This window comes from Pseudomonas sp. S2_E01 (assembly GCF_054668365.1).
Window position 1 is genome coordinate 2040305 of record NZ_CP162762.1, and the last position, 14860, is coordinate 2055164.

Here is a 14860-nt window from a genome sequence, read left to right on the forward strand (position 1 = left end):
GTTCAGACGATATCGTCGATCAGGATATGGTGCTGCCCACGGCTGCAGCGCTCGATGCGCGCCTCGACCTTGTAAACTGCGCGCAGCATCTGTTCGTTGATCACTTCATGGCTCGGGCCGCTGCCCCGGGAGGTGCCATCGGCGATGACCAGCACCTGATCCGCGAAGCGCAAGGCCTGGTTGAGGTCATGGATGGCGATGAACACAATGACCTCGCGCTTTCGCGCCAGGTCGCGCATGAAGTTCAGCACCTGGACCTGGCGGTGCATGTCGAGGGCGCTGGTGGGTTCGTCCATCAGCAGGATTTGCGGTTCGCGCACCAGCGTCTGGGCGATGGAAACCAATTGTTGCTGACCACCGCTGAGTTCACCCAGGTTACGGAATGACAGCGGCGTAATGCCCAGGGCGTCGAGGATTTCATCGACCAGTTTCAGTTCGTCATCGTGGACGACCCAACCCGGTGTCAACTGTTTACGCGCCAGCAGCACCGATTCGTACACGGTCAAACGGGCGCTGGCATTGAGGCCCTGGGGCATGTAACTGATGCCTTTCATGCCTTTTTCAGCGCCGTGCAGCTTTACCTCGCCGGGCCCGTCGATCAGCCCGGCCATGCGTTTGAACAGGGTCGATTTGCCTGCGGCGTTTGGCCCGACCACGGCGACCACCTGGCCGCCGAAAAACTCGGCGGTGGTCACACCGCTGATGATCGTGCGCTGGCCATAGCTGGCCCCGAGGTCTTGCAGCTGGATCGTTACCATGAGTTTTTCTTTGCGCCGAGAATCAGGGAGATGAAGAACGGTACGCCGATCAGAGACGTGACCACGCCGATGGGGAAAATAGCGCCGGGGATCAGGGTTTTGCTGACCACCGAACTCGCCGACAGGATCAGTGCGCCCGTGAGCAATGAGGCGGGCAGGAAGAAACGTTGATCCTCGCCAATCAACATCCGCGCGATGTGCGGGCCGACCAGCCCGATAAAGCCGATGGTGCCGACGAAGGCCACGGGAAACGCAGCGAGCAGGCTGACCATGATCAGTGTCTGGAAACGCAAGCTGCGCACGTTGATACCAAAGCTGGCCGCCTTGTCATCCCCTAGCCGCAGGGCGGTGAGCGCCCAGGTGCGCCTGGCGAAGATCGGCAGGGTGATCAGGATCACCACGCAGATCACGCCCAGCTTGGGCCAGGTCGCCTTGGTCAGGCTGCCCATGGTCCAGAACACCACGGCGGCCACGGCTTGCTCGGTGGCAAAAAACTGCACTAGCGCCAGCAACGCGTTGAACGTGAACACCAGGGCAATGCCCAGCAGCACGATCGTTTCGGCGGTGACGCCACGGCGCAGGCTCAAGAAGTGGATCAGCAGGGCGCAGAGCATGGCCATGATGAATGCGTTGGCTGGCACCATGTATTGCGCTGCCATCGGAAACAGCGCCACACCGAACGCCAGCCCCATGGCGGCGCCGAAACTGGCTGCCGCAGAAATGCCCAGGGTGAACGGGCTGGCCAACGGGTTGTTGAGGATGGTCTGCATCTGCGCCCCGGCCAGCGATAACGCTGCGCCTACGGCAACCGCCATCAGTGCCACGGGCAGGCGGATATCCCACATCACCACCCGCACTTGCGGCGCGGCGCTGTCCGGTGACAGCAGGGCGCCGAGCACTTCGCCCAGACTGTAGTTGGCCGGGCCCAGGGCCAGGTCAAGCACCACGCTGCCCAACAGCAGCAGCGTCAGGGCGGCGAGGATCAGGCGTTTGCGCACCACCAGTCGGCGGTAGGTGTCGCGCTGGACCATCGTATCGTTTATTGCATTCATGGTTTGACCTCGGGCTCGCCCAGGCTGACGAAATAACCCGGCTCGTAGGGCACCGGCAGGAAGCGCTCATGCAGCTCACGAAACGCGGCTTGCGGATCGAGGTCGGCAAACAGCGTCGGGTGAAACCATTTGGCCAGTTGCTGGATGGCCACGAACTGATAGGGACTGTTGTAGAACTGGTGCCAGATGGCATGGAAGGCCTGGCTCTCCTGTGCCTTGATGCCGGCATAGGCCGGGCGACCGGTGTACCACGCCAGTTTGCGCCGGGCCTCGGCCATGTCCGCGCCCGGGCCCACGCCCACCCAGTGCCCGCCCGGGGCGAAGGCTTCCCAGTTGGCGCTGGTCACGACGATCTGGTCAGGGTTGGCGACGATCACCTGTTCGGCGTTCAACTGGCCGAAGGTCGTGGGAATGATGTCCCTGGCGATGTTGTCGCCGCCGGCCATTTCCACGAAGCGGCCAAAGTTCTCGTTGCCAAAGCTCAGGCAGCAATCGTCGGTGTAGCCGCCGATGCGCTCGATGAACACCTTGGGCCGGGCAGGCTGTTGCGCGGCGATCACATCAGTGACCCGGTGAATCTGCTGGTTGCGGAACGCGATGAACGCTTCGGCGCGTTGTTCCTTGCCGAACAACTGGCCGAACAGGCGCATGGTCGGCTCGGTGTTCTGCATCGGGTAGTTGCGAAAGTCGACGTACACCACGGGAATGCCCAAGGCGTCGAGCTTCTCGATGTAGCGCGCATCTTCGGTGGCGTGCCGGGCCTCGATGTTGAGGACAATCACATCGGGACGCTGCGAGATCGCTTGCTCGATGTCGAAGGTGCCGTCTTCGAACCCGCCGAACGTAGGGATGTCGGCAATGCCCGGAAACTTGCGCAGGTAGGCGTTGTAAGTGTCGGGATCGGACTGGATGAGGTCCTTGCGCCAGCCGACGATACGCTCGATGGGGTTTTGTGTGTCCAGCGCCGCCACCAGGTACAACTGGCGGCCCTCGCCGAGAATCACCCGTTTGACGGGCAGGTTGACCTTGACCTTGCGCCCCAGCAGATCGGTGACGGTGCTGCGCGTGTCATCCGTTTCGTTGGCCAATGACGCCAGTGAAACCCCCAGCAATCCAGCAAACAGCAGCGCGGCCAGGGCGTGGCTGCGTCGAACAATGGTGAGCATGATCAAGGCCTTTGCATGTGTCAGAAATCGACCGTGGCCGACAGGAGCAGGGTGCGTGGTGACCCCTGGGAAAACGCGCCGTAGGAGGCGACCCCCGACCAATACTCACGGTCGAAAACGTTTTGCACCGTGGCGCGAAACGTCGTGGGTCGCTGGGCAATACGCGTGGTGTATCGAGCGCCGACATCGATGCGCGTCCACGGGTCCAGTTCCTGGGTGTTGGCCTGGTTGACGTACTGGCTGGCGGTGTAGATCGCGCCGCTGGTGAGCGTCAGCCCTTCGGTCCAGGGTGTGTCCCATTCGGCCCAGAGGTTGGCTTGCACGTCGGGCACGCCCACCGGAGTGTTGCCGCGATTGGCCGCGACGCTGGTCTTGGTCAGTTCCCCGTCCAACAGCGTGACGCCACCGAGCAGGCGCGTGCCTTGGGCTATCTCGCCCGACATGTTCAGTTCCACGCCGCGATTGCGCTGTTCACCCTGGACGGCGAACACCCCGGAAGACAACTCGCCACTGGGCTTCTTGATCTGGAACAGCGCCAGGCTCGACATGAAACTGCCGTAGTCGAGCTTGACCCCGACCTCCTGCTGGCGCGACACGTAGGGGGCAAAGATTTCGCCTGCGTTCGAGGCGTTGCTGGGGGCGACGTCCCCCTTGCTAAGGCCCTCGATGTAGTTGTAGTAGAACGACACGTGGTCCCAGGGTCGCAGCACGGCCCCGAACAACGGCGTGGTCTTGCCATCGTCATAGGCTGAAGTGACCGCACCGGCGGCGTTGTAGTTGTGGGACTGGATGTTCTGCTTGCGCAGGCCCAGGGTCACTTGCACGCGCTGGTCGAGTATCGACAGGGTGTCGGCCAAGGCGATGCCGGACAACTCGGTCGCCGACACTTTGGGCGTGGCCGGCTCGGCGATCGCGGGTTTGGGGCGATGGATCGGGTGGTAAATGTTCGACAGCACCGCAGGCCCGGACAAAATGCCCCGGGATAACTCATCGCGATAACGCGTCACTTGCAGGGCGGTGCTGTGGCTCACGGGACCGGTGTCGAAGCGCAGCCGCGCACCGGCGTCGACCGTGTAGCGCCGGACTTCGAACTTGTAATAACCGGGGATCGACGAGGTATCGCCTGCGGCGTTGATGATGGTGGGGGTCTGGTCGGACATGCGTGCGACCTTCGACTGGCCGCCGCCGGCATGGGCGAACACCGTCAATTGATCGTTGAGGTCGTATTCACCGCTGAGCAGGGCCGACTTGTCGCGGGTCCTGGACCAGCCCCAGTCCTGGCTGACGTTGGTCCGGCCGTTGGCGGCGGAAGGGATTTGCACGCCCGACGCGATCAGGAACGGTCGGGACGCGGCGTCAAACTGCTCTTCCTGGCTCACCAGGTCCAGGCTGGTCCGCAGGCGATCCCCTTGATAATCCAGGGCCAGCGCGCCGACGCCGACCTCGCGGTTCTGATCATCGATCACCGTGTCACCTTGCTGCACGCTGCCGTTGAGGCGTACACCGAAGCGACGTTCCTCGCCAAAACGTCGGCTGAGGTCCAGGTGACCGCCGAGTTGGGCGTCCTGGGCGTAACTGGCGGTGAATCGGGTCAGGTCTTCATCGAGAGAACGCTTGGGCACCACGTTGATCACGCCGCCCACGGCACTGTTGGGCGACATGCCGTAGAGCAGCGCGCCGGGCCCCTTGACCACTTCGATGCGTTCGGCGTATTCGGTGAACACCCGGTAGTTGGAGGCCACGCCATAGACGCTGTCGAAGGCCAGTTCGCCCAGATTGCCTTCACCGACGGGAAATCCCCGGATGAAGAACGAGTCGACGATGCCACCGGTCTGGCCGGTGGAGCGCACCGATGAGTCACGCTCCAGCACATCACCCACGGTCGTCGCCTGTTGGTCCTTGATCAGGGCGGCGGTGTAGGTGCTGACACTGAACGGCGCATCCATCACGTCGGTGTTGCCGAGCATGCCCAGACGGCTGCCGGTCGCCACCTGACCGCCTGGATACACCGGTGGCAGGCTGTCACTGCGTGTGTCGATGCCGTCGATGGTGGTTTCGTCGAGGGTGACCCGGCGTTCCACCAGCGTGTAGCTGCCGTCGCTGCGCAAGACCATGTCCAGGCCGCTACCGGCGAGTAAACGGGTCACTGCTTCGCGCGTCGAGCAAGAGCCGGTCAGCCCCGGACTGATCAGGCCTTCCGTGAGCGAAGGTTCGAACGACAGGGCGATGCCGGCGTCCACGGCGAAGCTCGACAGCGTTGCGCCGAGAGGCCCGGGGGCGATGTTGTAGGCATGGACCACGACCGAATCGAGTTGCGTCGGTGCGGTTGCCATCGCCGACGGGCAGGCAGCGCTGATCAGGGTCAGGCTCAGCAGCGCGCGGCAAATGACAGGCATGGATGGATGACCCTGTGGCGAGAGGCAATGGACGTTTCTGTAGAGGCCAGCCGAGATCGAAAAAAGTATCAGCCAGCGGCAGATTTTTTTGGAGGCTCAGGCCGGGGACAAGGTGACCCAGTACCCTCGCAGGTGAGCGGTGGCGGTGACCGGGTAGGTTTGCACCAGCATGTTCAAGGTGCGCTGGGTGTCGCTGATCGGAAACGCGCCGGAAATGCGCAGGTCGGCAAGCGCCGGGTCGTACCTGACAAAACCGTGGCGATAGCGGGTGAGCTCAGCGACGAAATCCGCCAGGCGCATCTTGTCCGCCATCAACATGCCCTGGGTCCAGGCGCTGGCATTCCGGTCTGCGGTGTTCACCCTGCCAAAGGCTTGGGCGGTGAATGCCATGCGCTGCCCGGCATTGACGATCAGGGATTCGGCCTGACGGTTATCGGCCAGCACCACTTTGACGGCGCCTTCCATGACCGCGAGGTGGGTGAACGGACTCAATCGGCGGACGATGAAGCGCGTGCCCAAGGCCTGCATGTAGCCTTGCGCGGTGCTGACCAGGAAGGGCCGGGCCAACGGTGAGTTGTCCGTGGCGGTCTGCACCAGGATCTCGCCTTCGCGCAGGCGAATCAGGCGCTGCTGGCTGTCGAACAGCACATCGACGGCGGAATCGGTGTTCAAGGTGATGCGAGAGCCATCGGCCAGGGTCCACTCGCGTCGTTCGCCGACGGCGGTGCGATAGTCGGCCGTCCACTGCTGCGACTGCGCCAGTTTCCAACTGCCCCAGCCGACCGGCATCACTGCCAGCAACAGCGCCAGCTTGCCGAGGGCCGCACGGCGTTCCGGGTTGCTCGGTCGATCCAGCGTCGACATCGCCAGCGACGGCGGCAGACCGCCCAGTTTGCTTTGCAGCAACTGCGCCCGAGCCCAGGCGCGGTCACGCTCGGGGCTGCTGACCTTCCAGCGTTCCCACTCGGTGCGTTCGCTGTCGCTCAGGTCGTTTTCGCTCAGGCGCATCAGCCATTCGGCGGCTTCTTCGAGCACTTCGGGGGGCAGCGGCGGGTCCTTGCGCAGGATGAGCATTCATTCCACCAGCATCAGGCACTGCACGAATGCCTGCTTCATGTAGCGCTTGACGGTGATCAGCGATACGTCCAGTTGATCGGCGATGTCCTGATATTTCAGGCCATTGAGCTGCGACAGCAGGAACGCGCGCTTGACCAGCGGCGGCAAGGCGTCAAGCATCGCGTCGATTTCATGCAGGGTCTCCAGGACCACGAAATGGGTTTCCGGCGAAGGTGCTTCTTGCGGCGGCAGGTTGTCGAGGGCGTCGAGGTAGGCGCGTTCCAGTGCCTTGCGCTGGTACCAGTTGATCAGGATGCCCTTGGCCACGCAGCTGAGGTAGGCACGCGGCTGTTCGATCACGGTGACCTGGGACGCGAGGATGCGCGCGAAGGTGTCCTGCGCCAGGTCGGCCGCATCCATGGCGTTGCCCAGTTTTCGTTTCAACGTCGCGTACAGCCAGCCGTGATGGCCACTGTACAGGGCCTCAATCGCACGCAGGTGCTGATCGTGATTCGTGGGAAGGGTTTCGCTCATGGCGCCAGGCTGACTTGTAATTGAGAAGTATTCCCAATGCTAGTTGACTCGCTACCGGGAAAGCAAGTGCGATCATTCGCCCGATATCCGCAGTGGCTGGGCGCGCAACGCCACGATGGGTAGCAGTGCGATCAGGTAGGCGGCGCAGACGAACAGGTAGGTGTATTGCAAACCGTAGATCTGGCTGAGCAAGCCACCGGCGCAGATGCCGGCAATCGAGGCGAACTGCGAGATGCTCTGGGCCATTCCCAGCACGTAACCCTGTTGCGAGCTGTCTGTGGTTTTCGAGATCAGTGCCATCAGTACCGGTGTGGTCGCGCCCAGCAATACGCCCCAGGCGAAGTACGCCATGACAAATACGGAGGCGTTGCGCGTCACGCCGATCAGCGCGGTCAGGGCGATGCACGCGATCACCACGTAGCGGATGCGCAGCAGTGAGTCTTGTGCGGTGCGGTGCTCGAAGTAGCGCGACCACGCCGTTGCGCAAAGGATGAAACCCAGCGCGAACAGGCCATAACACAGGCCGACAACCGAGTTGCTGACCTCGAACGTCGAGCTGACGTACAGCGAAAATGACGTCTGCGGCAGCATCCGCGCCAACAGCAGAATGCCCATGACCCCCAGCAACGACACCACAGGAGAACGGCGCCAGGCAAGGCCGTGTGATTGCCGGGTGGTGGCAGCGGTTTTCTTCACCGGTGGCACGTCCGGTAGCATCACGGCAGCGATCACCGTGCAGAGGGCGCACAGGAGCGAGGCGATCAGGTTGATCCAGAAGAACGTCGCGTAGTCGAGGATCAGCCCGCCGATGACGGCCCCCAGCAACGACCCGACGTTGGTCGAAATTTGCAGGATCGCGAACAGCCTGGCGCGGCGAGTCGGTGCCTCGATACTCACGCCGTAGGCCTGGGCCGGGGCGATGTAGCCGGCGAACGCGCCTTGCAGAAAACGCAGCACCAGGATCACCCAGATGTCGCTGGCAAAGGCCAGGCCCAGTTGCGTCAGGGATAAGCCGGCGAGCGCGCGGATCATCATCAGCTTGTGACCGTAGCGATCACCGATGCGGCCCCAGAATGCGCTCGTCAGCATGATGCCCAGCATGGGACCGACGTACACGGCGATGCTGGCGAAGCTGAAAAACGAGGCCGAGTCCGTCAAGCCGCGCAGGTGCACCGGCCAGAACGGTCCGCTCATTTCCATCGCGCCCATGGAAACCAACTGGATCGCGAACAGCAGATAAATCAGGACTCTGACGCTCGAGCCCTGAATGACACCGGCGTTGGGCATGGGACAACCTCGCTAGTCGAACGGGAGCGGGGGAGCGGCAGAACAACCTCGCATCACCCGGCCAAACGGCGTGCATTTGACCCGGCTCCGGCGATTGCCGCAACCGGATAAACCCATCCTGTGAAGCCCGCGAGGAAAAATCGAAGCAGGGTGATACTTTTTTTCGAGCTGGCTGGCATTAGGAGTGATTCCCATTTCCTATCTCCAAGGAACCTCACGCCATGCCTGTTGCCAGTCGACCTTTCGCCGAGCGCGCCCTCACGCTCGCCATCCGCGCCGCCTCGCTCAATGTAGCCCTGATAGCCGGGAGCACCAGCGCCTGGGCCGCCACGGCCGAGCCCTCGGGCAAGCCGGAAAATCCTTCGGTCGGTACGTCGAGCGACACGCCGAACCTGACCCTGGACACCACCAACATCAACGCCCGCTACGCTGGGCCGACTGCGCTGCCCGCAGAGTTCACCGGCGGCCAGGTGGCACGGGGTGCGCGCCTGGGCATGATGGGCAACAAAGATGTGATGGACACGCCGTTCAGCGTGACCAGCTACACCGCCAAGACCCTGGCCGACCTGCAAACGGTGACCGTGGCCGACGCCCTGCAACGCGATCCTTCGGTACGTTCCACCGGGCAAACCGGCGGTATCGTCGACTCCTTCTTCATTCGTGGCTTTGCCATCGGCGAAGGCAACCTGGGCGAACTCGCCTACGACGGCGTGTATGGCGTCGCCCCCAACTACCGCGCCTTTACGCAGTACACCGAACGTGTCGAAGTGCTCAAGGGGCCGGGTGCCTTGATGTACGGCATCTCGCCCAACAGCGGGGTGGGCGGTGTGATCAATATCGTGCCCAAGCGCCCGCTGGCCGAAGACCTGACCCGCTTTACCGCCAGCTATGAGTCGGAATCCAACGTCGGCGGTCATCTGGATGTCAGCCGCCGCTTCGGCGACGAGAACCAGTTTGGCGTGCGCTTCAACGGCAGTTTGCAGGGCGGCGATACCGCTGTGGATGACCAGGAGCGAGCGGTGAACATCGGCGCCATCGCCCTGGATTATCAGGGCGAGCGCTTGCGCCTGAACCTGGATTTCATCAGCCAGAGCGAAAAATTCGATGGCGCATCGCGGCCCTTCACCATCGCGCCGGGGGTCGAAGTGCCTTCCGCCGCCAACGGTCGCACCAACGTCTCGCAGAAGTGGGGCTGGTCCGACACCAAAGAGCAGTCGGCCTTGCTCGGCGGCGAATATGATCTGAACGACAACCTGACCGTCTTCGCCCACGCCGGTGGCGGCAAGTCGGATGTCAAACGCTTGTCCGACCAGGTGCCTCGCATTCTCAACGATGCAGGCGACACCAGTAATATCCCCGGTTACTACAAATTCAACGTCGATCGTTCGACCGCCGACGTGGGCCTCCGCGGGCTCTTCGCCACCGGCCCGGTAACCCATACCACGACGCTGATGGCCACCCGTTATCAGGATGAACTGTCCCGGGGCATCACCAACGGTACCGACATCCGTTCCAACTTCTACCACCCGGTGGACGCGCCCAAACAGTACCTCGCGGCGCCGAAGGTGCTGCGCGTTTCCGAATCGGAACTGTCCGGCGTGGCGTTCACCGACACCCTGGGCATGTTGGACGACCGCATCCAGTTGACGCTCGGTGTGCGCCGCCAGGACATCGAGTCGCGTAACTACAACGCCGCCGGCTCAGTCAGTTCGCGGTATGACGACAGCGCCACAACGCCGTTGGTGGGCGTGGTGGTGAAACCGTGGGAAGACGTGTCGCTGTACTACAACTACGTCGAAGGCCTGAGCAAAGGCGACATCGCCCCCGGCACGGCGGCCAACGCCGGTGAAACCTTTGCCCCTTATGAGTCCAAGCAACACGAAGTGGGTGTGAAGTATGAGCACGGTACGTTCATGACCACCCTGGCCCTGTTCCAGATCGAAAAACCGAGCGGCGAAGTGGGTGCGAACAATGTGTTTTCGGTGCAGGCCGAACAGCGCAACCGTGGCGTCGAACTCAGCGTATTCGGCGAAGTCGCACCCGGCACCCGCCTGATGGGGGGCGTGACCTTCCTTGACGGCGAACTGACGGACTCGGCCACTGCGGCCAACCGCGGCAACAAACCGGTGGGCGTGCCCGACATCCAGACCAACCTCTGGGCCGAATGGGACACCCCATGGCTGGAAGGCTTCACCCTGACCGGCGGCGCCATCTACACCGACAGCCAATACGTCAACCAGGCCAACACCCAGGAACTGGATGCCTGGACCCGCATCGACGCCGGCGCGCGCTACGCCACCAAGATCGAAGGCCGGCCAACGACGTTCCGCACCACCGTGCAAAACGTCTTCGACCGCGAATACTGGTCGGGCGTGGCCTCGTATGGGGCGTTCTCCCAGGGGTATCCGCGTACGTTGCAGTTGTCGGCGACGGTGGATTTCTGAGCAAGGTCAGGCGGTGGCTTTAGGCTTGTACGTTCAAATCTGCGCCAGCAACCACGAACGGAACGCCACCAGCGACGGCAGCATTTCGTTGCGTGGCGGGTAGGCCAGGTAATAGCTGCGCTGGCTGGCGAAGGGCTGGTCCAGGCTGATCAGCTCGCCGTTGGCCAGTTCGTCGCTGACCAGGATGCGCGGCACCAGGCCGATGCCGATGCCGGCCCTGACCGCCTGGATCAGGTGCGAGGTCAGTTCGAAGCTCGGTCCCAGGCGCATCAGGCGGTGGGGCAGGTGGTGATGGCTGAACCACTCGCCCCAGACGTTGGCGTTGGTGGCGACATTGAGCAGGGTCTGCTCGCCGATGCGCGCAGCCGACCAGTCCTGCTGGGCTGCGGCGGCCTGCGGGGAGATGACCACCAGCAGTTCTTCGGTGTGCAGTCGATGGCTGATCAGGCCGGGCAAGTCGCTGGAACCGACGACGATGGCCGCATCGATGCCGCTGGATTCGAAGTCGATGGTGTCGATCCGCGAATGGATGTGCACCAGCATGCCGGGATGGTTCTTGTAGAAATCATGCAGGCGCGGCAACAGCCATTTCGACCCGAAGGTCGGCAGGGTGGCCAGTCGCAGGGTGCCGCTGCCGGACTGATACGCCATGGCCTGCAACGTCGCGCTGCGAATGCGCCCGAGCGCTTCGCTCATTTCCCGTTGATACAGCCGGCCGACATCGGTCAATTGCACCTGGCGGCCTTCGCGGCGGAACAGGGTCAGGCCCAGTTGCTGCTCGAGCGCCTGCACCTGGCGGCTGACCGCGCTTTGGGTCAGCGACAGTTCCATGGCGGCGCGGGTGTAGCTTTCATGGCGCGCGGCGGCTTCAAAAGCCAGCAGCAGCGACATCGATGGCGTGAGGTGGCGGTAATTCATTCATAAAACTCATCGATAGCGGCAGAAATATCCATTTGTTGCGTGACCGAGCCTGCGGGATCATTGGTGTCTATAACGACCTGAGGCTTATCTATTAATGCTCAGGCGACAAGTATCATGAAATTTCCGTGAAGAGACCACCGCCATGATCGCCCAGCTGACGACCGCGTCCCCCGCGCAGCACTACCCGGAATTCCTCCAGGCCCTGCAAGCCAGCGGCTTTCGCGGCCAGCTCAGCGCCGACTACGCCACCCGTACCGTGCTGGCCACCGACAACTCGATCTACCAGCGCCTGCCGCAAGCGGCGGTGTTTCCGCTGGACGCCGACGACATCGTGCGCATCGCCACGCTGATGGCCGAACCGCGTTTCCAGCAGATCAAGCTGACGCCACGGGGCGGCGGCACCGGGACCAACGGTCAGTCGCTCACCGATGGCATCGTCGTCGACCTGTCGCGTCACATGAACGCCGTGCTCGAAATCAACGTTGAAGAGCGTTGGGTGCGCGTGCAGGCAGGCGTGGTCAAAGACCAGCTCAATGCTGCACTCAAGCCACACGGCCTGTTTTTTGCCCCGGAGCTGTCGACCTCCAACCGCGCCACCGTGGGCGGCATGATCAACACCGACGCCAGCGGGCAGGGCAGTTGCACCTATGGCAAGACCCGCGATCACGTGCTGGAGCTCGACAGCGTGCTCCTCGGGGGCGAGCGTCTGCACAGCCAGCCGCTCAGCGAAGCGGAACTGGAGGCCGTGTGCGCCCAGCAAGGACGCATCGGTGAGGTGTATCGCACGGCGCGGCAGATCCAGGAAACCCAGGCGGACCTGATCGAGTCGGTGTTTCCCAAGCTCAACCGTTGCCTGACCGGTTACGACCTGGCGCACCTGCGGGACGAGCAGGGCCGGTTCAACCTCAACAGCGTGCTGTGTGGCGCCGAAGGCTCGTTGGGCTACATCGTCGAAGCCAAGCTCAACGTGCTGCCGATTCCCAAGTATTCAGTGTTGGTGAACGTGCGCTACAGCAGCTTCATGGACGCGCTGCGCGACGCCAACGCGCTGCTGGCGCATAAGCCGCTGTCGATTGAAACCGTGGACTCCAAGGTGCTGCTGCTGGCGATGAAGGACATCGTCTGGCACAGCGTCGCCGAGTATTTTCCCAGCGACGCCGAGCGCGCCACCCTGGGCATCAACCTGGTGGAATTCAGCGGCGAAGACGTGGCGCAGGTCAATGCGGACGTGGCGGCATTCGTTGAGCACCTGCAAGCCGACAAGACCATCGAGCGTCTTGGCCACACCCTGGCCGAAGGCGCCGAAGCGGTCACCCGCGTTTACATCATGCGCAAGCGTTCGGTGGGGCTGTTGGGCAACGTCGAGGGCGAGGTACGCCCGCAGCCGTTCGTGGAAGACACCGCCGTGCCGCCGGAGAAACTGGCCGACTACATTGCCGAGTTCCGTGCCTTGCTCGACAGCCATGGCCTGGCCTACGGCATGTTCGGCCACGTCGATGCCGGGGTGTTGCACGTGCGCCCGGCGCTGGACATGAAGGACCCGGCCCAGGCCGCGCTGGTCAAGCCGATCTCCGATGCCGTGGCCGAGTTGACCCAGCGTTACGGCGGCTTGCTGTGGGGCGAGCACGGTAAGGGGTTACGCTCCGAATACGTCCCGGCATTTTTCGGCGAGCTGTACCCGGCGTTGCAAAGGCTCAAGGGCGCGTTCGACCCGCACAACCAGCTCAACCCCGGCAAGATCTGCACGCCGCCGGATGCCAAACACAGCTTGCTCAAGGTCAACGAAGTGACCTTGCGCGGTGATATGGACCGGCAGATCGACGAGCGGGTCTGGCAGAGTTTTGGCAGCGCCGTGCACTGCAACGGCAACGGCGCCTGCTACAACTACGACCCCAACGACGCGATGTGTCCATCGTGGAAAGCCACCCGTGAACGCCAGCATTCGCCGAAGGGCAGGGCGTCGTTGATCCGTGAGTGGCTGCGTCTGCAAGGCGCGGCCAATATCGACGTGCTGGCGGCTGCACGCAGCAAGGTGTCGTGGCTCAGTGGCTTGCCAACGCGGCTGCGCAACAACCTGGCGCGCTCCCGTGGCGAGGCGGACTTCTCCCATGAAGTCTACGACGCGATGGCGGGCTGCCTGGCCTGTAAGTCCTGTGCCGGACAGTGTCCGATCAAGGTCAACGTGCCGGAATTTCGTTCGCGTTTCCTGGAGCTGTACCACGGCCGTTATCAACGCCCGCTGCGCGATTACCTGATCGGCTCGCTGGAATTCACCATCCCTTACATGGCCTATGCACCGGGCCTGTACAACGCGGTGATGGGGTCGAAATGGATCACGCGCTTGCTCGAGCGCCACGTCGGCATGCTCGACAGTCCGTTGTTGCATCGCTTCGACCTGCAGAAAACGCTGACCCGATGCAAGGTGGCGGTGGCCAGCGTGCCGGCCCTGCGCGAACTGACGGCCGAGCAACGCGAACGCAGCGTGGTGCTGGTGCAGGATGCCTTCACCCGTTACTTCGAAACGCCCCTGCTGGCGAACTTCATCCAGTTGGCCCATCAACTGGGCTATCGGGTGTTCCTGGCGCCCTACAGCGCCAATGGCAAGCCATTGCATGTGCAGGGCTTCCTCGGCGCCTTCGCCAAGGCGGCGATACGCAATGCCAATCAACTCAAGGCGTTGGCTGACTGCGGCGTGCCGCTGGTGGGCCTGGACCCGGCGATGACCCTGGTCTATCGCCAGGAATATCAGAAAGTGCCGGGTCTGGAAGACTGCCCGACAGTGCTACTGCCCCAGGAGTGGTTGCTGGATGCGCTGCCGGACAACCCGCGTCCTGACGGCCAGACGTTCCGCTTGCTGGCCCACTGCACCGAGAAAACCAACGCCCCGGCCAGCACCGGGCAGTGGCAGGCAGTGTTCGCCAAGCTCGGGCTGAAACTGGTCAGCGAGGCGACGGGCTGCTGCGGCATGTCCGGCACCTACGGCCATGAAGCGCGCAACCAGGAAACCTCGCGAACCATCTTCGAGCAGTCCTGGGCCGGCAAGCTGGACAAACCCGGCGAGGCCCTGGCAACCGGCTACTCCTGCCGCAGCCAGGTCAAGCGCCAGGCGGACAAGCAATTGCGCCATCCGCTGGAAGCGTTGCTGGAGCATTGTGGGCGGGGCTAACCGAACCTGAGCACACCACTCCTCTGTAGGAGCGAGCATGCTCGCGATGGAATCAAGAACACCGTGGGGTATCAGGCACC

General features: G+C 63.1%; 10 protein-coding genes. 2 read left to right on the forward strand and 8 right to left on the reverse strand.

Annotated elements, in window-relative coordinates; all coding sequences use genetic code 11:
* Positions 1-2: 2 nt before the first annotated feature.
* The 7 genes from AB4O36_RS09355 to AB4O36_RS09385 all read right to left on the reverse strand — a co-directional run bounded on the left by AB4O36_RS09355 (position 3) and on the right by AB4O36_RS09385 (position 8249).
* Positions 3-758: an ABC transporter ATP-binding protein gene (locus AB4O36_RS09355; RefSeq protein ID WP_460141562.1), complete on the reverse strand. Its 756-nt coding sequence runs from the start codon at positions 756-758 to the stop codon at positions 3-5.
* Positions 752-1810, reverse strand: coding sequence for a FecCD family ABC transporter permease (locus AB4O36_RS09360; RefSeq protein ID WP_010466145.1), 1059 nt, complete (start codon positions 1808-1810; stop codon positions 752-754). The genes AB4O36_RS09355 and AB4O36_RS09360 overlap by 7 nt, the downstream gene beginning before the upstream one ends.
* The gene (locus AB4O36_RS09365; RefSeq protein WP_010466142.1) at positions 1807-2976 is read right to left on the reverse strand and encodes an ABC transporter substrate-binding protein; all 1170 of its coding nucleotides are present in this window, start codon (positions 2974-2976) and stop codon (positions 1807-1809) included. The genes AB4O36_RS09360 and AB4O36_RS09365 overlap by 4 nt, the downstream gene beginning before the upstream one ends.
* A 20-nt stretch (positions 2977-2996) precedes the next feature.
* Positions 2997-5372, reverse strand: coding sequence for a TonB-dependent siderophore receptor (locus tag AB4O36_RS09370; protein ID WP_460141563.1), 2376 nt, complete (start codon positions 5370-5372; stop codon positions 2997-2999).
* 96 nt (positions 5373-5468) lie between these two features.
* Entirely contained in the window at positions 5469-6446 is a 978-nt protein-coding gene (locus tag AB4O36_RS09375; protein ID WP_460141564.1) for a FecR domain-containing protein, read from the reverse strand.
* Complete coding sequence (locus tag AB4O36_RS09380) at positions 6447-6962, reverse strand: sigma-70 family RNA polymerase sigma factor (protein ID WP_460123960.1); 516 nt, start codon at positions 6960-6962, stop codon at positions 6447-6449. It lies immediately after the preceding gene.
* Positions 6963-7034: 72 nt separating this feature from the next.
* Positions 7035-8249, reverse strand: coding sequence for an MFS transporter (locus tag AB4O36_RS09385; protein ID WP_460141565.1), 1215 nt, complete (start codon positions 8247-8249; stop codon positions 7035-7037).
* A 221-nt stretch (positions 8250-8470) separates the two neighbouring features.
* Between AB4O36_RS09385 and AB4O36_RS09390 the strand changes: the two genes are divergently transcribed.
* Positions 8471-10693 (forward strand): TonB-dependent receptor, encoded by a 2223-nt coding sequence (locus tag AB4O36_RS09390; RefSeq protein WP_460141566.1) that lies wholly within the window; start codon positions 8471-8473, stop codon positions 10691-10693.
* 33 nt (positions 10694-10726) lie between these two features.
* Here the strand turns inward: AB4O36_RS09390 and AB4O36_RS09395 are convergent, their stop codons facing one another.
* Positions 10727-11611 carry a LysR substrate-binding domain-containing protein gene (locus tag AB4O36_RS09395; protein WP_460123967.1) on the reverse strand — a complete coding sequence of 295 codons (885 nt, stop codon included), beginning with the start codon at positions 11609-11611 and terminating at the stop codon, positions 10727-10729.
* A 145-nt stretch (positions 11612-11756) separates the two neighbouring features.
* On the opposite strand from AB4O36_RS09395, the gene ydiJ reads away from it, so the two are divergent.
* The gene (gene ydiJ, locus AB4O36_RS09400; protein ID WP_460141567.1) at positions 11757-14780 is read left to right on the forward strand and encodes a D-2-hydroxyglutarate dehydrogenase YdiJ; all 3024 of its coding nucleotides are present in this window, start codon (positions 11757-11759) and stop codon (positions 14778-14780) included.
* The last annotated feature ends 80 nt before the right edge of the window (positions 14781-14860 follow it).

Excerpts from the sequence above, each read along its gene's own strand:
- AB4O36_RS09355 (WP_460141562.1), bottom strand. The coding sequence starts at position 758 with ATGGTAACGATCCAGCTGCAAGACCTCGGGGCCAGCTATGGCCAGCGC.
- AB4O36_RS09360 (WP_010466145.1), bottom strand. The coding sequence starts at position 1,810 with ATGAATGCAATAAACGATACGATGGTCCAGCGCGACACCTACCGCCGA.
- AB4O36_RS09365 (WP_010466142.1), bottom strand. The coding sequence starts at position 2,976 with ATGCTCACCATTGTTCGACGCAGCCACGCCCTGGCCGCGCTGCTGTTT.
- AB4O36_RS09370 (WP_460141563.1), bottom strand. The coding sequence starts at position 5,372 with ATGCCTGTCATTTGCCGCGCGCTGCTGAGCCTGACCCTGATCAGCGCT.
- AB4O36_RS09375 (WP_460141564.1), bottom strand. The coding sequence starts at position 6,446 with ATGCTCATCCTGCGCAAGGACCCGCCGCTGCCCCCCGAAGTGCTCGAA.
- AB4O36_RS09380 (WP_460123960.1), bottom strand. The coding sequence starts at position 6,962 with ATGAGCGAAACCCTTCCCACGAATCACGATCAGCACCTGCGTGCGATT.
- AB4O36_RS09385 (WP_460141565.1), bottom strand. The coding sequence starts at position 8,249 with ATGCCCAACGCCGGTGTCATTCAGGGCTCGAGCGTCAGAGTCCTGATT.
- AB4O36_RS09390 (WP_460141566.1), top strand. The coding sequence starts at position 8,471 with ATGCCTGTTGCCAGTCGACCTTTCGCCGAGCGCGCCCTCACGCTCGCC.
- AB4O36_RS09395 (WP_460123967.1), bottom strand. The coding sequence starts at position 11,611 with ATGAATTACCGCCACCTCACGCCATCGATGTCGCTGCTGCTGGCTTTT.
- ydiJ (WP_460141567.1), top strand. The coding sequence starts at position 11,757 with ATGATCGCCCAGCTGACGACCGCGTCCCCCGCGCAGCACTACCCGGAA.